Annotated in this window: 19 protein-coding genes; 10 read left to right on the forward strand and 9 right to left on the reverse strand. The window is 64.7% G+C overall.

The window, feature by feature from the left end:
- Window positions 1–255: 255 nt before the first annotated feature.
- From AADJ02_RS16690 to AADJ02_RS16705, 4 genes are read right to left on the reverse strand one after another with little or no spacing between them, the layout of a single operon-like run.
- Window positions 256–1935, reverse strand: coding sequence for a phospholipase D-like domain-containing protein (locus AADJ02_RS16690; protein WP_341214137.1), 1680 nt, complete (start codon window positions 1933–1935; stop codon window positions 256–258).
- Window positions 1935–3686, reverse strand: coding sequence for a sensor histidine kinase (locus AADJ02_RS16695; RefSeq protein WP_341214138.1), 1752 nt, complete (start codon window positions 3684–3686; stop codon window positions 1935–1937). Before AADJ02_RS16695 ends, AADJ02_RS16690 begins: the two co-directional genes overlap by 1 nt.
- On the reverse strand, window positions 3683–4240 hold the full coding sequence (locus AADJ02_RS16700) for an RNA polymerase sigma factor (RefSeq protein WP_341214139.1): 558 nt from the start codon (window positions 4238–4240) through the stop codon (window positions 3683–3685). Before AADJ02_RS16700 ends, AADJ02_RS16695 begins: the two co-directional genes overlap by 4 nt.
- Window position 4241: 1 nt before the next feature.
- Window positions 4242–4511, reverse strand: a complete 270-nt coding sequence (locus AADJ02_RS16705) for a NepR family anti-sigma factor (RefSeq protein WP_341214140.1) — start codon at window positions 4509–4511, stop codon at window positions 4242–4244.
- A gap of 63 nt (window positions 4512–4574) precedes the next feature.
- Between AADJ02_RS16705 and AADJ02_RS16710 the strand changes: the two genes are divergently transcribed.
- A complete protein-coding gene (locus AADJ02_RS16710) occupies window positions 4575–5387 on the forward strand; it encodes a response regulator (RefSeq protein ID WP_341214141.1) in 813 nt (270 codons plus the stop codon).
- 33 nt (window positions 5388–5420) lie between these two features.
- Here AADJ02_RS16710 and AADJ02_RS16715 read toward each other — a convergent pair whose 3' ends face one another.
- Window positions 5421–5774: a hypothetical protein gene (locus AADJ02_RS16715; RefSeq protein ID WP_341214142.1), complete on the reverse strand. Its 354-nt coding sequence runs from the start codon at window positions 5772–5774 to the stop codon at window positions 5421–5423.
- Between the two features lie 93 nt (window positions 5775–5867).
- On the opposite strand from AADJ02_RS16715, the gene AADJ02_RS16720 reads away from it, so the two are divergent.
- A complete protein-coding gene (locus tag AADJ02_RS16720; RefSeq protein ID WP_341214143.1) occupies window positions 5868–6599 on the forward strand; it encodes a Crp/Fnr family transcriptional regulator in 732 nt (243 codons plus the stop codon).
- Here the strand turns inward: AADJ02_RS16720 and AADJ02_RS16725 are convergent.
- The 4 genes from AADJ02_RS16725 to AADJ02_RS16740 all read right to left on the reverse strand — a co-directional run bounded on the left by AADJ02_RS16725 (window position 6543) and on the right by AADJ02_RS16740 (window position 11244).
- Window positions 6543–7445: a YihY/virulence factor BrkB family protein gene (locus AADJ02_RS16725; RefSeq protein ID WP_341214144.1), complete on the reverse strand. Its 903-nt coding sequence runs from the start codon at window positions 7443–7445 to the stop codon at window positions 6543–6545. The two genes, AADJ02_RS16720 and AADJ02_RS16725, sit on opposite strands and share 57 nt — an antisense overlap.
- 252 nt (window positions 7446–7697) lie before the next feature.
- Complete coding sequence (locus AADJ02_RS16730; protein WP_341214145.1) at window positions 7698–9077, reverse strand: trehalose-6-phosphate synthase; 1380 nt, start codon at window positions 9075–9077, stop codon at window positions 7698–7700.
- A 2-nt stretch (window positions 9078–9079) separates the two neighbouring features.
- The gene (otsB, locus tag AADJ02_RS16735; RefSeq protein ID WP_341214146.1) at window positions 9080–9862 is read right to left on the reverse strand and encodes a trehalose-phosphatase; all 783 of its coding nucleotides are present in this window, start codon (window positions 9860–9862) and stop codon (window positions 9080–9082) included.
- A gap of 182 nt (window positions 9863–10044) precedes the next feature.
- The gene (locus AADJ02_RS16740) at window positions 10045–11244 is read right to left on the reverse strand and encodes an ROK family transcriptional regulator (RefSeq protein ID WP_341214147.1); all 1200 of its coding nucleotides are present in this window, start codon (window positions 11242–11244) and stop codon (window positions 10045–10047) included.
- Window positions 11245–11390: 146 nt separating this feature from the next.
- On the opposite strand from AADJ02_RS16740, the gene AADJ02_RS16745 reads away from it, so the two are divergent.
- The 8 genes from AADJ02_RS16745 (at window position 11391) to AADJ02_RS16780 (ending at window position 21763) form a co-directional block, all read left to right on the forward strand.
- Complete coding sequence (locus AADJ02_RS16745; RefSeq protein ID WP_341214148.1) at window positions 11391–12416, forward strand: sugar ABC transporter substrate-binding protein; 1026 nt, start codon at window positions 11391–11393, stop codon at window positions 12414–12416.
- Window positions 12417–12561: 145 nt separating this feature from the next.
- Window positions 12562–13629 (forward strand): ABC transporter permease, encoded by a 1068-nt coding sequence (locus AADJ02_RS16750; protein WP_341214149.1) that lies wholly within the window; start codon window positions 12562–12564, stop codon window positions 13627–13629.
- Window positions 13626–14417 carry an ATP-binding cassette domain-containing protein gene (locus AADJ02_RS16755; RefSeq protein ID WP_341214150.1) on the forward strand — a complete coding sequence of 264 codons (792 nt, stop codon included), beginning with the start codon at window positions 13626–13628 and terminating at the stop codon, window positions 14415–14417. Before AADJ02_RS16750 ends, AADJ02_RS16755 begins: the two co-directional genes overlap by 4 nt.
- A 26-nt stretch (window positions 14418–14443) precedes the next feature.
- Window positions 14444–15121 carry a nucleoside/nucleotide kinase family protein gene (locus AADJ02_RS16760; protein ID WP_341214151.1) on the forward strand — a complete coding sequence of 226 codons (678 nt, stop codon included), beginning with the start codon at window positions 14444–14446 and terminating at the stop codon, window positions 15119–15121.
- A gap of 193 nt (window positions 15122–15314) precedes the next feature.
- Window positions 15315–16577 (forward strand): glucose-1-phosphate adenylyltransferase, encoded by a 1263-nt coding sequence (gene glgC / locus AADJ02_RS16765; protein ID WP_341214152.1) that lies wholly within the window; start codon window positions 15315–15317, stop codon window positions 16575–16577.
- Window positions 16574–18016: a glycogen synthase GlgA gene (gene glgA, locus AADJ02_RS16770; protein ID WP_341214153.1), complete on the forward strand. Its 1443-nt coding sequence runs from the start codon at window positions 16574–16576 to the stop codon at window positions 18014–18016. The genes glgC and glgA overlap by 4 nt, the downstream gene beginning before the upstream one ends.
- On the forward strand, window positions 18013–20127 hold the full coding sequence (glgX, locus tag AADJ02_RS16775) for a glycogen debranching protein GlgX (RefSeq protein WP_341214154.1): 2115 nt from the start codon (window positions 18013–18015) through the stop codon (window positions 20125–20127). Before glgA ends, glgX begins: the two co-directional genes overlap by 4 nt.
- A gap of 4 nt (window positions 20128–20131) precedes the next feature.
- On the forward strand, window positions 20132–21763 hold the full coding sequence (locus tag AADJ02_RS16780; protein ID WP_341214155.1) for an alpha-D-glucose phosphate-specific phosphoglucomutase: 1632 nt from the start codon (window positions 20132–20134) through the stop codon (window positions 21761–21763).
- Window positions 21764–21774 lie beyond the last annotated feature (11 nt).

Below are 21774 nucleotides of genomic sequence, written 5' to 3' on the forward strand. Positions count from 1 at the left end.
GGCCGCCCGCCACACCCCGGCAGATGGGGCGCGACGGGCGACGTCCTGTGACCGTCCGGCAGCGAAACAGCCATGGTCCTCTCCCAACCTACATCTCAGTCGTCACCGCCCGTGAGCAGGAATATCAGGAACGCGACCACCACCAGACCTGCAAGGGCGGCCACCATCGTCGCGATGGTCATGGCGTCCTCCTGGGTCGTGTCGTGTCAGGTCGCAACGCACGCGCCTTGCCGAGGTTCCGCCGCGTCGCAGCGCTCAGACCATGGCTTCGGGCACACCGGGCAGGTTGCGCCCCAGACGCCAGGCCGGTCGCAGCGGATAGGGCAGCAAGAACCCCTTGCGCAGCTCCGGTACCTCGGCCCGATCGGCATGGACCATGCCGCGCCAGCGGGCCACCAGCGCCCTGCCGCTTTCACCCGGACGCGGCGGCGCGTCAGGGCCCATCCAATGCGTCATGCAGGCTTGCAACAAGGGGTCCACTTCGGCCTTGGACGACAGCCGCACCCCGGCCTCGGTATCCCAATGCATGGACCGGCCATTGAGATTGGCAGATGACACGATGGCATCGGTGCCGTCGGCAATGGTGACCTTGGCGTGCACATAGACGATCGGTGCGCGCCAGATCCTGGCGCGCGGTCCGCGATCCTCCTTTGTGGCGCGACGCGGCACGGCGGGCGAGACGATCAGTGACCGGTCGCCGAAGGCGCGTGCGATCTTGCGTACGCAACGCGCCTGAAGATAGTCGCCATAGCGCGCATCGACCCGGGCGGTGGAGAACGCCGCGTCCTCGGGCGCGGCCGGCAGGACCATGACAAGGCCCAGATTCGGCTGTGACCGTGCGGCATGAACCAGACTGCGCGCGAGGTCACGGTCGCGCATGAACTGCGTCTCGACATAGATGAGATCACGCGCACCGGAAAAGAGATCTTTCTGCGCATCGAAGATCTCGGACACCTTGCGATCGGGCGACATGCGCAGCACGGCAGGGCTGCGATGCGCCGACAGCGTGCGCAAAATCCGGCCCGTGGGCATGGGTTCGGCCCCTGTGTTCACCGCAAGGTAGCTGTCGAGATGACGGTGCGCATCCGCCACAGCCGACCCGCCCATGAGCAATTGCACGTCGTGCCATGTCTCTTGCGCAGGCCGGTCGTGCCGCAAAGTGTCATAGCGGCGATCATCGAGGTCGAGCCCGCCGATATAAAGCCAGCGATCGTCGAATACAGCGAGCTTCTGATGGTGCGTGGCGAGGTACAGCTCGGGGATCGGCCACGCCTTGGCCACGAGACGTCCGCCACGCCACGTCAGATGCCCGTCAAGCCCCGGCCTGAGACGCAGCATCTCCTTGCGTTCCTCGGCCGGCAGCGCGCCGATCTGTCGCGCGGTGGTGCGCAGTTCGCTCCAAGTCTTGTACCACAGCATCACCCGCGGCACTGCGCCAACCCGTGCGGGGTGCATCGCCGCGCGCAGCTTGAGCCGCTCGGGGTGCCCCGACGCCTCGCCCGCCGCAATCAGCCCGCGCATCGCATCCCATGTCATCGCATGCATCGCGTTAACGGCAATGGGATCGAAATCGGTGACGGCGATCTCGACCTCCAGCCCCTCGCGCAGCTTGTGCGCGATCAGGTCGAACCAGAGATCACCGATCTTGCGGGCGGATTCGGAGTGCAGCTGCGTGAACGGGTCGAAGACCCGAAACGACATGCGCACCCGCTTGGTCGCCTCGAGGAAGCACCGCTCGAACACGGGGTAGGCCTGTTCGGCGGTGATCAGGGGCATCGGTACGTCCGGATCGTCCGGCAAGACCGGATCGGGCAAGGCCTCGCGCCCCCAGCGAGCATGCTCAGGGTCGTTCTCGGCGTAGTCCGTGTCGGTCTTGGCGGTGCCGCGCCGCTCGCGCAGCGGGAACCCCATTCCGTCTTGTCTGCCGGGCGTCATCAATAATCCTGTGGGTCATATTGCATTTCCCGAACCAGAAACCGGGTCGAGAGTTTATAGACCCCCAACTCATGACAGGTTTCGCTGGGTCCACCGAGTTGTGCGGCGAATGCCTGGATGAGGTTGGTGCCCAGTCCTTGAGCGCGTGGACGGGCGGGGGGGGCATCGCCGGTTTCGATGGCGGCAGAGTTGGCGATCTCGAGACGTACCATGCCCTCCTCTTCACGCCGGAGCGAGACCGCGACCCAAAGTTGACCGTCCTCGCCGGGGGCGACGTTGCTCAGCGCATTGGCCAGCGCCTCCGAGGTCAGCAGAGACAGCGGCACGGCCTGATCGGGCAGAAGTTCCAGATCCTCGAGGTCGAGCCGCGTCTCGAACTCTCGCCCTGCCCCGGAGGCCACGCTTTGCTGGGACACGATCTCGCGCAGCAGCCGTGCCGCGTTGACGCGACCCACATCCTGACTCTCATAGAGCGTGCGGTGAATCGTAGCGAGGCCCAGCACCCGATCTTGCAATCGGCTCAGGATCTCGCGGGTCGTGACATCAGGGGTACGACGCATCTGCATCGACATGATCGAGGAGATGAGCTGCAGGTTGTTCTTGACCCTGTGGTGCACCTCCTTCAGCAGGATGCCGCGCTCGCGCAACTGATCTTCAAGCCGAGCTTCGTCTTGCAGGATGTTGCCCGCCATCTGCACGAATTCGCCTTCGATTTCGCGCAGCTCACGCGACATGTCACCGGTGCTGGCTTGCGTCGGCAGCTGCCGGTTCGCGCCGAACCGCCGCATGGAGCGACCAAGGCTGCGGACATGGCGGATCACAAGGCGGTGGATCGCGTAATAAGCGACGAGCAAGCTCGCGCCCCACATGAGGATCGGAAACAGGCTGGGCAGGAGCGGCGAGGCAAAGCCCTCTGAGGCGGGCCAGATGCCGAGGGCAAAGACCGCCCCAGTGACCAGCGGCGTGACCGCATAGACCAATCTTTCGCCACTGGGCGAGACGGCGGCGGTGGCGGTTGCGCGCAGACCGGTCTGCGACGACAGATCGAAGCCCTCGGGCAAGAGGGTGTCGAGCGGTCGGTCGGGGTTCTGCAGCGTCAGGCGCTCCCCCAGCTCGTTGTAGGTCACGAGTTGGATCGGGCGGCGATCGGTCGAGACCATTCCGGCAGGCGTCGCAATGCGCCGCTGCGGGATGGCGAGTTGCACATATCCCATGAACCGACCGTCTTCCTCGATCGGGCTCGCGACGTTGATCACCGGCTCGTCGGCAATCTCCGCGCGCTGGCTCAGCGTGACGATCGGAGACGGTGTCACCGACATCTGCTGCCAGATGCGGGTGTCGCGCATGTCGAGCGGTTGATCGAGCGACGAGCAGCGCATGGTGCCGTCGGGATCGACCAGACCGATCATCGCATAGAGCCTGCGTCCTTCGATATAGCGGTTGAGGTAGCTCGAGCAGCTGGCCGGATCATTGAGTTCGTCGATCACCACGCCCAGCGCTTCGGCCACGCCAAAGGCGCGCTCGATGGTCTGCTCCACCGGCGCGCCGGCCTGCGCTGTAAGCGCAAGCAATGACAGTTCAGACCGCCGCAGCGTCTCGCGCTGGAACTCGGCGGTCTGATAGATCGCGATCAATCCGATGGGCATGAGCGCGATGGTAAGGAAAGCGACCACGCGCAGCACGAGCCCATGCGCGCTGAACCAGCCGCCGGCCTGCGCCGCCCGGTCCCGCTCGCCTGTGGTTTCTGTCACAAGTGAGGCCCGCCTTGAGCCGCAAGCACGGCCATCGTCGCCTCATCCGTCATACCGAGGTTATCGCCCTCATCGAGATGCAAAAGCTCTGCAAGTCGCACCCGCGCGCGGTTCGCCCGGCTCTTGATCGTGCCGATCGCCACGCCGCACATGCCGGCAGCTTCTTCGTAGGAAAAGCCCGAGGCCCCCACCAGAGCCAGCGCCTCGCGCTGCTCGTCGGGAAGCTGCGCGAAAGCCCGCAGGAAATCGTTCATCTGCAGACGACCGTCATGCGCCGGCTTTTCCGCGAGGCTTGCTGTAAAGACACCGTCGACATCGGCCACCTCGCGCTGCGCCTTACGGCGACCCGAGTAGAACGTGTTGCGCAGAATCGTAAACAACCAGGCGCGCAAATTTGTGCCGGGTTTGAACTTGTCGAAGTTGGTCCATGCCTTGACCACCGTGTCCTGCACGAGGTCGTCGGCCTGGGCACCGTTGCGCGTCAAGGACAGCGCAAAGGCCCGCATGGCCGGGAGGTGCCCGACCAATTCATCTCTCGGATCCTGATGGCTCATTCTAGCCCCTGCCCACCTTGCCTACATTTGCCGTTTCCCGGTCCGGCTCTGGCTGGCTGGTCTCGGACGGTGCGCTCGACGCACCCTCACCGGATTTCAGCTTTGCCAGTAGGTCCGTGAACCTGTCCGGCAGGGCCTCATCGGTAAGCTGCTGGAACGCACGCTTGAGATGGGCGTCAATGTCGCCTCGCGCGTTCCCTTGGTCCCGCTGTGTCATTCCCGCTAATACCCTCGTCATTTTCGGCAGCCTCGCATAGCATGGCTGCATCATGGAACCACAATGCTGATGAACGCGTTCGGTTCCAGAAAAAATGAATTTGGGGACTCTCAGCCGATGACGACAACCACCACCGCACCCGACCTCGCCACGGTGATCGGGCACGAGCTGCCCTATCTGCGCCGCTACGCGCGGGCGCTGACAGGAAGCCAGGACAGCGGTGACACCTACGCCGCAGCCACCCTCGAGGCCATTCTCGAGGATCGCTCGGTCTTCGACACCGATTCGTCGCCGCGCACAGCGCTGTTTCGGGTGTTCCACCTGATCTGGCAAAGCTCCGGCGCCCCCGTTTCCGGCGATGAGAGCGGCCTTGCCGCCGCGGCCCAAGCGCATCTGGCCAAGCTGACCCCGAATACCCGCGAAGCGCTGCTGCTCAACACCATCGAGGATTTCTCCACGACGGAGATCGCCGACATCATGCAGACCGACGTGGACGAGGTCGAGCATCTCGTGAAGATCGCGCGTCAGGAAATGGAAGACAGCATCTCGGGCCGTATCCTCGTAATCGAGGACGAGGCGATCATCGCCATGGACCTGCAGTCGATCGTGTCGGACATGGGCCATGCCATCACCGGCGTCGCGCGCACCCGTGACGATGCCGTGCGTCTTGCGCAGCAGGAAAAGCCCGACCTCGTGCTGGCCGACATCCAGCTTGCCGACAACTCGAGCGGTATCGACGCGGTGCGGGACATCCTCGAAGCGCATGGCAACCTGCCGGTGATCTTCATCACCGCCTTCCCAGAGCGCCTGCTGACGGGCGAGCGTCCCGAACCCGCCTTCCTGATCTCCAAGCCCTACGGCGAAGAGCAGGTGCGCTCCGCCGTGAGCCAGGCGATGTTCTTCTCCTCGACCGGCCCCCTGCACGGCTGAAACCCAACTCAAGCCTGTCGCGGCCCCCGTCTCTCAGACGGCGGGGGCCGCGAGCGACAGGATATGACGACGGATCGCCTCTGGCACTATGGGCCGAGGCTCGATGAACCAGCCCGGCGCGAGCGAGCTAGGCGCCGTCACCCGATCGGTGATCACCACCCGATGCGCGCTCGAGCGCAGCACTTCATGTGTAAATAGCCCGGTCCGCTGCTCTGCGTTTACGCCGAGAAAGACCAGATCGGCATATCCAAGAACCTGCAGCAGGGCCTCCATCTGGGGAAGGTCGCGCAGCACATGCACCGCGATGTCGGGTCGGCATTCGCCGATGATCTCCATAAGATCCAACGCCACGAGCGGCACACGCTCGACGATCAGTACATTCACCATTCCAATGCCTTGTTCCGCAGCCGACCTTCGGTCTCACATGGAACATTCCGCGGGACCTCGCATTAAACTACGACATACAAACAGCGAGTTCCGATGAGCACACCTTGCCAGGTCTGCCCCCTTCGCGCGCGGCGCATCTTCGTTGAGCTCGGGCAGCAGGAAATCCGTGCGATCCAGCGTTTCAAGGCGGGAGAGTTGCGGATCGGGCCGGGCACGCCGCTGCTGCTCGAAGGCTCCAACAGCCCGCAGCTTTACACGGCGCTTTCCGGAATGGGGCTACGTTACAAGACACTCGCTGACGGGCGGCGACAGGTGATCAACTTCATCTTTCCGGGCGATTTCCTCGGCCTACAGGCCGGCATGATGGGAGAGATGCAGCATTCGGTCGAGGCGACGACGGACATGACGCTCTGCGTATTCGATCGCAACGAGTTCTTCCGGTTTTTCAGCACGCACCCGGCCCGCGCCTTCGACATCACTTGGCTTGCCGCCGTGGAAGAGCATTTTCTAGGCGAGGCGCTTGCGAGTCTTGGGCAACGCAGTGGCCTGTCGCGGTTGGCTTGGGCCATCACGCGCATCTATCTCCGGATGCAGTCGCTGGGACAGATCGATGCCAGCGGCGGCTTTCCCCTGCCCTACCGACAGCAGGATCTGGCGGACGCGCTGGGGCTCAGCCTCGTGCACACCAACAAGACCTTGGCCAAGCTGCGCGACAGGCAGCTTCTATCATGGAACGAAGGGCGGATGATAATTCACGACCTGAGAGCCCTAGCCGATCTGGCGGGGACCGATCTCGAGGCCGAGGTCGTCCGGCCGCTGCTCTGAACGTAGGCTGCGTTGCCACACGACGTTGACTGCGGCCCCCAGCAGCACGAGGAACGCCGAAATATACAGCCACATCAAGAGCGCGATCACCGCGCCAATCGAGCCGTAGACCTCGTTGTAGTTGCCGAAATTGGTGAGGTAGAACGAGAACCCGGCCGAGGCGATGAGCCAGAACAGGATCACCAGAAACGCCCCTGGCGTGATCCAGCGGCCTCGTGCGCCGCGCATGTTGGGGCCAAAGCGGTAGATCACGCCCAAACCTGCCAGCACGATGCCAAAGGCGGCGATCCAGCGGATCGCCTCGAGCAGCCAGCCAGTCCCCCGCTGAAGCGGGAGCACCTTGAGCAGGATCGGGGCGATCACCACGACCAGCATCGCCATCACCGCGATGAAGATCAGCGACAGCGTCAGCAGGATCGCCACGGCAAGCTGGCGCAGGCCGTTGCGATTGGGTCGCCCATAGATCTGGTTAAGCCCGAGGATCAGCGAGGCCACGCCGTTGCGCGCCGAGAACAGCGCCACGAAGGTCGACAGCAGCGTCGCGAAGCCCAGTGTTTCGGGCCGTGTGGCCAACATCAGGTTCAGCTGTTCCTGCAGAAGGCCGTAAGCTTCGACGGGAATGATTTCCTGCATCATCACGAGTTGCGTCTCGATCACGGCAGGGTCGGCCATCAGACCGAAGATCGCGATCAGTGCCGCAATTGCCGGGAAGATGGCGAAGATGGAATAGAACGCCACGCCCGCCGCGATCAGCCCAAGCTGCACCTCACCCGATAGCGTCCAGATCCCCACAAGCACCCGCCAGATCCGGCGGAACGTCAAAAATGGGGGGGTCGTTTCGGTCATGCTCTCTCCGCTCGCGGGCCCCGAACCGGGTCCGAATGAGCGGCAAGTCGCTCATGCCCAAATTGGCATGGCACGTTCGGGTTGTGAAGAGTGATGGGAGGGGTGGCCGGCGGCTGGATCTTCCCCGAGGGAATGATCGGAAAGAGCCGCCACCGGCCTTGGGGAATGCGAGAGACGAGGGAACGGCGTCTCTTCATTTGACAAACACGCGGATAGAGGAAGGGTTCCGAATATTTTCGCCTCCTCCTCTGCTCAAGTCGCAGAAACCGGGGCTTTCTGTTGCAAAGCAGCTAGATAGGTTCGCGTCCACCATGCGATATCGGTCTCGCGGATGGATTGCATCAGGCTGAGATGTCGCGATTGCCGCTCGTGCAACGGCATCGACAGCGCCTGTTCGATAGCCCGCGCGGTCTCTCCCGGATCGTAAGGATTGACCATCAGCGCCGCTTCCATCTGCTCGGCCGCGCCAGCAAAGTGCGACAGGATAAGCACGCCCGGATCGGCACCGTCCTGTGCCGCGACGAATTCCTTGGCCACGAGATTCATCCCGTCGGCGAGCGGTGTGACGAGGCAGGCATCCGCGCGCCGATAGAGCCCGGCCAAAATTTCGCGCTCGATGTTGCGCCGGATATAGCGGATCGGCGTCCAATCGAGTTCGGCCATCTCGCCATTGACCCGACCGGTGATGGTCTCGAGCTCCTGCCGGATGTCCTTGTAAGCCTCCACGTCTTCGCGCGAGGGCGGTGCGATCTGCAGCAGCGTCGCGCGAATCTGCGGGTCGGGCCGATGCGACAGATATTCGCCGAAGGCCGCAAAGCGCTGTGGCAAACCCTTGGAATAGTCGAGCCGGTCGACGCCCAACACCAGCCGCTCGCCCGGGGACAGGCGCAGATGTTCGCCCGAATCCGCATTGGCTTCGGCAGCCTCGACAAAGCCGTCCACGTCGATGCCGATCGGAAAGCTCGCAATTTCAAAGGTGCGATCGCCATGCTTCATCTTGCCACGCAGCAGTATCTCGGCACCGTTGTCTCGCAGAAAATCAAGCGCGTTTGATACATCACGGCGTGTCTGCAGCCCGATCAGGTCGAACGACGACAACCAGCCGGGCATCATCTTGCGCTCTGGCAGCGCGGGCATGTCCGAGGGGTTCGGGAACGGGATGTGCAAAAAGAACCCGATCCGGTTCGTCACGCCGCGCCTGCGCAACGCTTCGGCCAGCGGAAGGAAATGGTAATCATGTACCCAGATCGCATCGCCAGGCTTCACCACCTCCGAGATCAGCCCGGCCACCCGGTCGTTCACCTCCCGGTAGACCCGAGCCTGATCGGGGTCGACCGAAAGAAGATCGGTGCGGTGATGAAACAGCGGCCAGAGCGTGGCGTTCGCATAACCCAGGTAGAATCCCTGATGCTCCTCGTCGGTCAGGTCGAAGCAGTAACGCTCATAGGGCTTGTCCGCGATCTGGGTCAATCCCCGTGCCGCTTCTTCGGGGTAGACGCGCTTGCCGGAGTTGCCAATCCAGACACCGCCGCGCTCCTTGAGCGCATCATGAAGCGCCACAACAAGTCCCCCAGACGGGGCAGCCTCCGTCGGGATGCGGTTCGACACGACAATGAGGCGTCCTTCGTCCATGGTCACGCCTCGGCCCAGCGACGCAGCGTCCTCCGCGCAGCCTGCGGATCGCCCAGACGGCAGCCCGCGGCGGTCTCGCCCTCGCCTACCTTCACGGCCAGCCCGCCCTGCTCGGTTACCCAGTGAAGCGCCGGCTCGTCGGTCACGTCATCGCCGAAGAAGATCGGCGTGGTGCCTTTGAAGCCGTCGCTTTCCATCATCCGACGCATCGAGACGTCCTTGCCGATCCCCGAGGGGCGCAGCTCATAGGCCATTTTGGAATGGTGCAGATCAAAGCCTTCGTGGGTCTCGGAGAGCGCCCGCAGGAAAGCGTAGGCTTGGGAGGCGAGATCCTCGTTCTGGCGGAAATGCAGAACCACGCCCGTGGGCTTGCGCTCGCAGATCAGGCCGGGATGCGTCGCGGCGAAGGAATGCGTCATCTCACCCAAGTGGCCGACAATCTCGGGGTCGGCCAACTCGTGGTTGCGGATCGTACCGGACAGACGTTCCTGCGCCCCGTGACCACCGATGATCGGGCCGTCAAAGCCCTCAAGATACTGGGTCACATCCTCGATTGCCCGCCCCGTGATGATCACGACCCGACCTTGAGTCTTTTGCGACAGCGCGCGCAAAAGGTCGTCGAGACCCGGGTCCACTTCGATCGCGTCAGGACGGTCGGCGAGCTCGACCAGCGTGCCATCAAAGTCGAGAAACAAGGTAGAGCGATCGAGCTTGGGCTCGGGCACCCCGTCGACCGTGTGCTCGCTCTGGTGCTCTCCGTGAAATCCGATCATCTCGTAGTACATTCCCTGTCTCCAATACCGAAGGCCCGTCCAGCCCGTCGTGGCCCGAATCCGAACATGCCGGGGGCTGCAATTTACAACCCACGGGCAAAGGCGCGGGTTCCCGCCAAGCGCGGTACCAGCGCCTGCCGCGACGACAGCTGGCCCGGCGATTGTCGGCCATGGCCCCGCCGTTGACAAGCGCCTCAGACGGAGGCGAAGCCCGCATGGGTGTTGAGCAGGAACTGTGCGAAGACCGGCCCGCAGGCCGCGCCGAGGCCCCGCGCGTTGCCACCCACGGCGGCGGCCTCGATCCGGGGCGGCACCAATCCGCGCAGGTCGACCTCGCCCAGCGCCGCACGAACCCGCGCGACCAGCGCCTCGCGCACCTCGGCCGGAAAGCCGCCGTCGATCAGCACCGCCTCGAAATCGATGACGGCGCAGACCGTGGCCGCCGCGCGGGCCAGTTCGACCCCCACCCCGTCGAGCCACGGCTCGAGCACCTCGTCCATGCCGGTCCAGTCCTGCGGCAGGGTCCAGAGCCGCGCCGGATCATGGCCCGCCGCGACCAACCGCCGTTCGAGGAGATGCAGCGAGGCGGTGTCGATGAGCTGTGCAGGGCGTCCTTGGGCATCATGGGTTGGCAATGACCCCATGGCACCCGCATTGCCGCGCGAGCCCTCGAACACGGAATGGTTGAGCACGATTCCACCGCCGATGAACGAGCCGATGAAGAAATACGCATAGTCACGGAATTCGCGTCCCCGACCATAGACTTGCTCGGCGCGGCACGCCGCGGTGGTGTCGTTCTCGACGAAGACCGGGAGCGCGGAGAACTTCGCGATCTCTTCGGAGAAATCGAAACCGTGCCAGCCATCAAGCGCCGCAGGCGGCGCGCCGACCGTTTCCTGCCAGATCCAAAGCTCGTGCGGGCGGGCTACGCCGATGCCCGCGATGCGGTCGCGCAGTCGCACGGGCAAAAGCCCGGCCAACTCGGCGATGCCGCGCTCCAGAAATCCCATTACGCGGCCCGTGTCGGGATAGGCATAGGTGTCCTGGATCTGGCCGCGCACCTGCCCGTGCAGATCCATGATCAGCAGATCCGCGCTGCGACGCCCGATCTTGAGCCCGATCGAGAAGGCCCCGTCGGGATCGAGCCCGACCGGCACGCGCGGTTTGCCGACGCGACCCCGCTGTGGCGCGCCGCGCAAAATCATGCCATCCTCATCGAGATGTCGCAGGATGACCGAAACGGTCTGGGGCGACAGACCCGAGAGCCGTGCCAGATCGCTGCCGGGCATCGGACCGTGCCGCTGCATCAACGACAGCAGCAGCCGTTCGTTGTGATCGCGCAGACCACGCTGGTTCGCACCGCCCGCCAGGCTGCGCACTTCGGAGCTCTCCATCCGCCATCCTCCCTGCCTCATAGTGGCTCCATGCCCATTAATAAATCAACATGATTTATTTATTGACGGATTGTCAGAATCATTATTACCTATGGGCAATCCCGATGGTTGAGGAGCCTCGGGTGACATCTGGGAGGATAATGACGATGAAACATCTTTTCGCTGGTACAGCACTTGCCCTGATCGCCGCCGCCGGAGCCGCTCAGGCCGAGAGCCACATGGCGGATGTCTCCGCCTGTCTGATCACCAAGACAGACACCAATCCCTTTTTCGTGAAGATGCGCGAAGGCGCCGAGCAGGCCGCCGAAGAGCTGGGCATCACGCTCAACTCCTATGCCGGCAACGTCGACGGCGACCACGAAACTCAGGTCGACGCGATCGAGACCTGCATCGCCAACGGTGCCTCGGGTATCCTGATCACCGCCTCGGACACCTCGGCCATCGTCTCGGCGGTCGAGCAGGCCCGCGATGCGGGCCTTCTGGTGATCGCGCTCGACACGCCACTCGATCCGATCGACGCCGCCGACGCGACCTTCGCCACCGACAACTTCAAGGCCGGTGAGCTGATCGGCCAGTGGGCCGCGGCGCAGCTCGGCGACGAGGCGGCCAACGCCAAGATCGCCCTGCTCGATCTCGCCGTGAGCCAGCCATCGGTGGACGTGCTGCGCGATCAGGGTTTCCTGACAGGTTTCGGGATCGACACGAAGGACGTAAACGTCATCGGCGACGAGGACGACCCGCGCATTGTCGGCAACGACGTGACCGCCGGCAACGAGGAAGGTGGCCGCACGGCGATGGAGAACCTCCTCGCCAAGGATCCCGAGATCAACGTGGTCTATACAATCAATGAGCCTGCCGCCGCCGGTGCCTATGAGGCGCTGAAGTCCTTTGGCCGTGAGAACGACGTTCTGATCGTCTCGGTCGATGGCGGCTGCCCCGGTGTAGCCAACGTCGCCGACGGCATCATCGGCGCCACCTCGCAGCAGTACCCGCTGCAGATGGCGAAACTCGGCGTCGAGGCGATCGCGCAGTTTGCCGAAGACGGCACCTTGCCCGAGAACACCGAAGGTAAGGATTTCTATGATACCGGTGTGAAGCTGGTCACCGACACCCCCGTCGACGGTGTGGAGTCGGTCTCGGTCGAAGAGGGCCAGGATCTCTGCTGGGGCTGACCTAGCGTCACAAACAATTTGGCCTGCGCCCCCCATGGGGCGCAGGATGACCCTGACGGGGCGGGCCCCAGTGCCCGCCCCGCTCACGAGAGCCGTGCTTTTCTCGAAGGCGCGGCCCCGACGTACGCCACGGGAGGGGCGCACCATGCCAACAGATACAGACCATTACGAAGCCTCGGTGCGAGAGAAACGCGCCGAAGCCGTCGCCGAGTTCAAGACCCACAAGCCAAGCGCCCTGCAACGGGTGCAACACGCGCTGCATGTGACACCGGCGCTGGTACCGCTGATCGTTCTCGTCGCTTCGATCGTGGTCTTCGGTGTGCTCTTGGGCTCGCGCTTCTTCTCGCCCTTCGCGCTGACGCTCATCTTGCAGCAGGTTCAGATCGTCGGCATCGTCGCCGCCGCACAGAGCCTCGTGATCCTGACCGCGGGCATCGACCTCTCGGTCGGCGCGATCATGGTGCTGAGCTCGGTGGTGATGGGCCAATTCACCTTCCGCTATGGCATCCCCGCGCCGATTGCCGTGGCCTGCGGCCTTGCCGTCGGCACCGCCTGCGGCTTTCTCAACGGCTGGCTGGTCGCGCGCATGAAGCTGCCGCCCTTCATCGTGACGCTGGGCACTTGGCAGATTTTCCTCGCCACCAACTACCTCTACTCGGCCAACGAGACGATCCGCGCCCAGGACATCGAGGCCGCGGCACCGATCCTGCAGCTCTTCGGGACCAAGTTCTCGATCGGCGGCGCGGTGTTCACCGTGGGCGTGGTGTTCATGATCGCGCTGATCGTGGTGCTCGGTTGGGTGCTGCGTCACACTGCTTGGGGCCGCCATGTTTATGCGCTGGGCGACGATGCCGAGGCCGCGCAGCTGTCGGGCGTCAACGTCGGACGCACGCTGATCTCGGTATACATGCTGTCGGGCCTGATCTGCGCCTTCGCCGGCTGGGCTCTCATCGGTCGCATCGGCTCGGTCTCTCCGACCTCCGGCTATGACGCCAACATCGAAAGCATCACCGCCGTGGTGATCGGTGGCATCTCGCTCTTCGGCGGGCGCGGCTCGATCATGGGATCGCTGTTTGGCGCGCTGATCGTCGGCGTGTTCTCCCTAGGGCTTCGTCTCCTCGGTGCTGATGCGCAGTGGACCTATTTCTTCATCGGCGTGCTGATCATCGCCGCCGTGGCCGTGGACCAGTGGATCAGGAAGGTGTCGGCATGACCCAGCTGCAACGTGAACCCATTCTCAAGGGCCGCAACCTCGTAAAGCGCTATGGCAAGGTGGTCGCGCTCGATCATTGCGACTTCGACCTCTATCCGGGCGAGATCCTCGCGGTGATCGGTGACAACGGTGCCGGAAAATCCACCTTGATCAAGGCGCTCTCCGGCGCCGTGATCCCCGACGAGGGCGAGGTCACGCTCGATGGCAAGCCGGTGCACTTCGCCTCGCCGAACGACGCGCGCCACGCCGGGATCGAGACGGTCTACCAGCAGCTCGCCATGTCGCCGGCGCTGTCGATCACCGATAACATGTTCATGGGACGCGAGCTGCGCAAACCGGGATTCCGGGGCAAATGGATGCGCCAGCTCGACCGGCCCGCGATGGAGAAGTTCGCCCGAGACAAGCTCAACGACCTTGGGCTGATGACGATCCAGAACATCAACCAGGCGGTCGAGACGCTGTCGGGCGGCCAGAGGCAGGGCGTCGCCGTGGCCCGCGCCGCGGCCTTCGGCTCGCGCGTGATCATCCTCGACGAACCCACGGCGGCGCTCGGCGTCAAGGAGAGCCGCCGCGTGCTCGAATTGATCCTCGACGTAAAGTCGCGCGGCATCCCGATCATCCTGATCAGCCACAACATGCCGCATGTCTTCGAGCTGGCCGACCGGATCCACGTTCACCGTCTGGGCCAACGCCTGTGTGTCATCGACCCCAAGAATCATTCGATGTCCGACGCGGTTGCCTATATGACGGGGGCGAAGGTCCCGGAGACCGAGTTCGAGACCGCTTGACGGTCGACAACCCAGATGAGGCGCGCTTGCTCGACGTGACTTCGCACATCAATGCCCTGGCCGACCGGGTTCACGACCTGGCCGGACGCAAGCCTCGGGTGATCGTCGGCATCGCCGGCGCGCCCGGGAGCGGCAAGTCGACCCTCGCCACCGAGCTGGCACGTCGGCTCGAGCGGCAGAAGCTCGTGGCGCGGATCGTGCCGATGGACGGGTTCCACCTCGACAACGGCGTGCTCGACCTGTGGGGGCTTCGCACCCGCAAGGGCGCGCCGGAGACCTTTGATGCACGCGGCTTTCTGCTCTTGATCAAGCGTCTGGCGCGCGGCGAGGAAGTCGTGGCCCCGGTGTTCGACCGGGCCCGCGACATTGCCATCGCCGGCGCGCAGCTGGTCGAGGCCGACGCACAGGTGGTGATCGTCGAGGGCAATTACCTGCTGTTCGACGAAGCACCATGGTCCGAGTTGGCCCGCCTGTGGGATGTCTCGGCCTTTCTCGACGTGCCGCTTCCGGAATTGCGCGCCCGCCTCATCGCGCGCTGGCTCGGCCACGGGTTGAGCCGTACGGCGGCGACACAACGTGCGATGCACAACGATGTGCCCAACGCCCAGCGCGTGATCGAACGCATCCTGCCCGCCGATCTGGTGCTGCGCCCCTCCTACGAGAGCCGGCCGCCGCAACCGGTTCAGCGGCGCAGCGCCGATTGACCTTCGACGACCCGGAACCGGTTTCCAACGCGCCTATTATAAAAAGACGGGCAAAATCCGTGCCTTCCAAAGCGTTTTTGGTCGTTGCGGGGTATGGATTCTGCCCTATGCTCACAAGCGAGTGACCCGCGTCCCGTAGGGGGTGGTGTACCGGGTTGGTTAACGAGGACACGGGACAGGGAGGCCCGTCATCATGCAACATACCCACCGCAGACTATCCCAACGCTCCATGGCATTCGTGCTGGCCGGCGGACGCGGCTCCCGACTTCGCGAACTGACGGATCGCCGTGTGAAACCGGCCGTGTATTTTGGCGGCAAGGCGCGGATCATCGACTTCGCGCTCTCCAACGCCATGAACTCGGGCATCCGCAAGATGGCCGTGGCAACCCAGTACAAGGCACATAGCCTGATCCGGCACTGCCAGCGCGGCTGGAGCTTTTTCCGCGCCGAGCGCAACGAATTTCTCGATATCCTCCCCGCCTCCCAACGGGTGAGCGAAAGCATGTGGTACCGCGGCACGGCCGATGCCGTGACGCAGAACATCGACATCGTCGACGGCTATGACGTCGACTACGTGGTGATCCTCGCGGGTGACCATATCTACAAGATGGATTACGAACTCATGCTCCAGCAGCATGTGGATTCAGGCGCCGACGTGACCATCGGCTGTCTCACGGTGCCGCGCATGGAAGCGGTGGCCTTCGGCGTGATGCATGTCGACGAGAACAGCCGCATCACCTCGTTCCTAGAGAAACCGGCGGACCCGCCCTCGATCCCCGGACAGCCCGACAAGGCGCTGGCCTCGATGGGCATCTATGTCTTCTCGTGGCCGTTCCTGCGCGACCTGCTGACGCGCGACGCCGAGGATGACAACTCCAGCCACGACTTCGGCACCGATCTCATTCCCGACATCGTCAAGAACGGCAAGGCGATGGCGCATCGCTTCGACGACTCTTGCGTGCGGGCCGAAGGGCGCGAAGCCTATTGGCGCGACGTTGGCACGGTCGATGCCTTCTGGCAGGCCAACATCGACATGACCAACTTCGATCCCGAACTGAATCTGTGGGACCGCGATTGGCCGATCTGGACCTATTCCGAGAGCGCGCCACCGGCCAAGTTCATTCATGACGAAAAGGACCGGCGCGGCTCGGCCGTCTCCTCCATGGTCTCGGGCGGCTGCATCATCTCGGGCACCGAGGTGCGCAATTCGCTGCTGTTCACGCAGGTGCACACCAACTCCTACTCGGTGCTCGATCACACCGTGGTGCTGCCTTACGTCAACGTGGCGCGCCACGCGCGGCTGAGGAACGCGGTGATCGACGCGGGCGTGAAAATCCCCGAAGGCCTTGTGGTGGGCGAAGACCCCGAAGAGGACGCGAAGCACTTCCGCGTCACCGAGGGCGGCGTGACGCTGATCACCCAGTCGATGCTCGACAAGCGGGCCGCCTCCCTGTGACGCGGGTTCTCTCCGTCGCCTCCGAATGCGCGCCGCTGGTCAAGACCGGCGGGCTCGCCGATGTGGCGGGCGCCCTGCCCGCCGCCCTGCGCGCCGAGGGCGTCGAGATGCGCACCATCCTGCCGGGCTACCCGGCAGTGATGGCCGCTCTCGATCCCGGCGCGGTTCAGGTGATGACGGAGACCGCGCTTTTCGGCGGCCCGGCGCGCGTGCTCGCGGGCCGGGCCGCCGGGCTCGACCTCTTCGTGATCGACGCCCCGCATCTCTACATGCGCGAGGGTTCGATCTACCTTGGCGCCGACGGCAACGACTGGCCCGACAACCCGCAACGCTTCGCGGCGCTGAGCCTTCTTGCCGCGCGGATCGGCACCGAGGGGGTAACCTTCGACGGCCACGAGTGGCGGCCGGATGTGTTGCATTGCCACGATTGGCAAGCGGGCTTCGTGCCCGACTACCTCGCACAGATGGGCGGGCGCTGCGCCACGATCCTGACGATCCACAACATCGCCTTTCAGGGTCTCACCGGTCACCACATGATCGAAACGCTGCGCCTGCCGCGGTCGCGGTTTCATGCCGAAGGCTTCGAATATTACGGAAAGCTGTCGGCGTTGAAAGCCGGTCTGATGCGTGCCGACCGGCTTACCACCGTCTCGCCCACCTATGCCGCCGAACTGATGCGGCCCGAGTTCGGCATGGGGCTCGACGGGGTGATGCGGGCGCGGCGACGCGACCTGTCGGGCATTCTCAACGGCATCGATGAGAGTGCGTGGAACCCCGCCACGGACCCGCATATCGCCGAAACCTATCATCACCCGGCGGGCAAGGCCGCGAGCCGTGCCGCCTTGCGCGCCGAGATGGGCCTGCCCGAAGCCTCCGGGCCGCTGTGCTGCGTGGTGTCGCGCCTCACTGAGCAAAAGGGCCTCGATCTGCTGCTCACCGCCCTACCCGCCTTGCTGGAGCGCGGCGGTCAGCTGGCGCTGCTTGGCTCGGGCGACAGGGCCTTGGAGAACGCCTTTCTCGATGCCGCGCGCGAAGACGGCGTCGCGGTGCGTATCGGCTATGACGAGGCGCTGTCGCACCGGCTCATTGCCGGGTCGGACGCGATCCTCGTGCCGTCGCGCTTCGAGCCTTGCGGGCTGACGCAGCTTTACGGCCTGCGCTATGGCACGATCCCGCTCGTGGCGCTCACTGGAGGGCTGGCCGACACGGTGATCAACGCCTCGCCCGCCGCGATCGACCGAGGCGTCGCCACGGGGCTGCAGTTTCACCCCGTGTCGGCCGATCCGCTCGCGGTAACGCTCGACCGGTTGTGCGACCTCTACGCCGAAGCCGACACCTGGGCGCAGATGCAGGCCAACGCGATGCGCCAGCCAGTGGGGTGGTCCAGCTCGGCGAGGGCCTATGCGGCGCTCTACCGGGATGCTATCGCCACGGCATGAGCACCAGAACACGGATCAGCGCCGGACGGCCTCACCCGCTCGGCGCCACGCCCGATGCGGGCGGCGTCAATTTCGCCGTTTTCAGCCAGAACGCCACGCGCATGCAGCTGTGCCTGTTCGAGCGATTTGGCCGCGAGACCGCGCGCATCGACATGCCCGAGCGCGAGGGCCATGTCTGGCATTGCTACGTGCCCGGGCTAAAGCCCGGTCAGCACTACGGCTTTCGCGCGCATGGGCCGTACCGCCCCGACGAGGGTCATCGCTTCAACCCCAATAAGCTTCTGCTCGACCCCTATGCGCGCCAGATCAGCGGTCACGCGATCTGGCACGACGCGCTGCACGGCTACGACACGCGTTCGCGCCTGGGCGATCTGAGCTATGACACCCGCGACAGCGCGCCCTACATGCCGCGCGCGGTGGTCTGCAACACCTCCAAGCTGCTACCCGCGCGCCACCCAGATCGCCCCATGGCCGACACGGTGATCTACGAGGCGCATGTCGCAGGCCTCACCGCCGACCGGCCCGACATCGCGAGCCGGGGGCGGTTTCAGGGCCTTGCCTCAGACAAGATCATCGACCATCTGGGTCGGCTCGGCGTCACCGCGATCGAGCTTCTGCCGGTGCACGCCTTCGTCAACGACCGCTTCCTGGTCGAAAAGGGCTTGTCGAACTACTGGGGCTACCAGTCGATCGGCTTCTTCGCGCCGGAGCCGCGCTATCTCGCGAGCCACGACATCGCCGAGTTTCGCGCCATGGTCGACCGTTTCCACTCGGCGGGGATCGAGGTGATCCTCGACGTGGTCTACAACCACACCGGCGAGGGCAATCAGATGGGCCCCACCCTGTCGTTCCGGGGCCTCGACAACGCCAGCTATTATCGGCTGGCCGAGAACCGGCGCTACCACATCGACGATACCGGCACCGGCAACACGCTCAACATCGAGCATCCGATGGTGCTGCGCATGGTGATGGATTCCTTGCGCTACTGGGTCGAGGTGATGGGGGTCGATGGTTTCCGCTTCGATCTGTGCACCTCGCTGGGCCGCCGCGCCACGGGGTTCGACCGCAACGCCCCGTTCTTTCAGGCGCTGCGCCAAGACCCGGTGCTGGGTCGCACGAAGCTCATCGCCGAGCCGTGGGACATCGGACCGGGCGGTTACCAGCTCGGCGCTTATCCCGCGCCGTTTTCGGAATGGAACGACAAGTTCCGCGACGAGGTGCGCGACTTCTGGCGCGGCACGCCCGGCATGATCGGCAAGATGGCCGCCCGCATCTCGGGTTCGGCGCAGCAGTTCGACCACGACAACCGCCCCGCCACCTCGTCGGTGAACTTTCTCACTGCGCATGACGGCTTCACGCTGATGGACGTGGTTTCCTATAACGAGAAGCACAACAAGCTCAACGGCGAGAACAATCGCGACGGCCATTCGGCCAACCACAGCGACAACATGGGGGTCGAAGGCCCCACCGAAGATCCAAAGCTTTCGGCCGCGCGCGCGCGGCGTCGACGCAACATGCTGGCGACGCTGATGATCAGCCAAGGCACGCCGATGATCCTCGCGGGCGACGAGCTGGGCAACAGCCAAAGGGGCAACAACAACGCCTATTGCCAGAACAACGAATTGGGCTGGGTGAACTGGGACGGCAACGACCCCGAATTCCTGAGCTTCGTGCGCAATCTCGTGGCGTTTCGTCACGCGCATCCGATTCTGCGGCAAAAGCGGTTCCTGCACGCGCGCAGCCGGAAGATCGACAACCGCACCGACCTTTTCTGGCGCCGCGCCGATGGCCGCCCGATGACCGAGGCCGACTGGGACGATCCCGAGCGCCGCCTGCTGGCCTTCGAGATGCGCACCGCGTCGGGCACGCCCGATTATGCGGCGCTGGAATACGCGCTTTTCATCGTCATCAACAACGGTGGGCCGTGTTTCGTCACCCTGCCTGCCCCGCCCGAAGACCATGTCTGGGTGCGCCACATCGACAGCGCCCGGCCCGGCGCCGCCCCGCGCCCGCATGAGGGACGCACCCGTATCCGGGGCCGTTCCGTCGTCGCCATGGTGCTGGAGCCCTCACAGGACCCCCCGCCCGAACCCGCAAGCCGAGGAGATTGAACCAGTGCAACAGATCACGGTGAACACCAAACCCATTCAGGGCCAAAAGCCCGGCACCAGCGGGCTGCGTAAGAAGACCCGCACCTTCATGGAGCCGCACTTCCTCGAGAACTACGTGCAGTCGATCTTCGACGGCATCGGCGGCATCGAGGGCAAGAGCCTCGTCGTCGGCGGCGACGGGCGCTATTTCAACGACCGCGCAAGTCAGGTGATCCTGCGCATGGCCGCAGCCAACGGTGCCAAGCGCGTGATCATCGGTCAGGACGCGATCCTGTCGACGCCCGCCGCCTCGCATCTCATTCGCAAGCGCGGCACCGATGGCGGGCTGATCCTTTCGGCCAGCCATAACCCCGGCGGCCCGGACGCCGACTTCGGCCTGAAGTACAACACCCCCAACGGCGGCCCCGCGCCCGAGACCATCACCGACAAGATCTTTGCCGCGACCCAAGGGCTGACCCGCTACCGCATCATCGAGTCTCAAGACATCGACCTCTCCAGCCCCGGCGTCACCAGCCTGGGCGAGATGGAAATTGAAGTGGTCGATCCGGTGGCAGATTACGCGGCCCTCATGGAGGATCTGTTCGATTTCGACGCGATCCGTGCGCTGCTTGCAGGCGGCTTCCGCCTGAGCTTCGACGCGATGCACGCCGTGACCGGGCCTTACGCGGTCGAGATCCTCGAAAACCGCCTCGGGGCGGCGTCGGGCTCGGTCGTCAACGCCACCCCCTCGCCCGATTTCGGTGGCGGCCACCCCGATCCGAACCCGATCTGGGCCAAGGAGCTGGTGGACACGATGATGGCCGGTGCCGCGCCCGACTTCGGCGCGGCCTCGGACGGCGACGGCGACCGCAACATGATCATGGGGCGCGGCGTCTACGTCACCCCCTCCGACAGCCTCGCGCTGCTTGCCGCGCACGCCCATCTCGCCCCGGCCTACAAGAGCGGGCTCAAGGGTGTCGCGCGCTCCATGCCGACCTCCGCCGCCGTCGACCGCGTGGCCCAGAAGAAGGGCATCGCCTGTTACGAGACGCCGACCGGCTGGAAGTTCTTCGGCAACCTGCTCGACGCCGGCAAGGCGACGCTGTGCGGCGAGGAGAGCGCCGGGACCGGATCGGACCACGTGCGCGAAAAGGACGGGCTCTGGGCGGTGCTATTGTGGCTCAACATCTTGGCCGAGACCAAGAAAGGCGTGAAGGAGCTGCTTGCCGAGCACTATGCCGAGTACGGGCGCAACTACTACTCGCGGCACGATTACGAGGATGTCGAGAGCGATCGTGCGAACGCACTGATGACCGAGTTGCGCGGCAAGCTGGGCAGCCTGCCGGGTCAGAGCTTTGCCGGTCTGACCGTGAAGACCGCAGACGAGTTCTCCTACGACGACCCGGTCGATGGCAGCCATTCCGCGGCGCAGGGGCTGCGCGTGGCCTTCGAGGACGGCGGCCGCGTCGTGTTCCGCCTATCGGGCACCGGCACGGAGGGGGCGACGCTGCGCGTCTACCTCGAATCGCTTGAAACCGATGCGTCCAAGACCGACCGCGATCCGCAGGAAGCGCTGGCCTCGATCATCGCCGCCGCCGATGGAATCGCGGGTATCAAGGCCCATACCGGCCGCGACGCGCCGAACGTCATCACCTGAGACGAAGGGCC

Source organism: uncultured Limimaricola sp. (assembly GCF_964022235.1).
Lineage (GTDB): Bacteria > Pseudomonadota > Alphaproteobacteria > Rhodobacterales > Rhodobacteraceae > Limimaricola.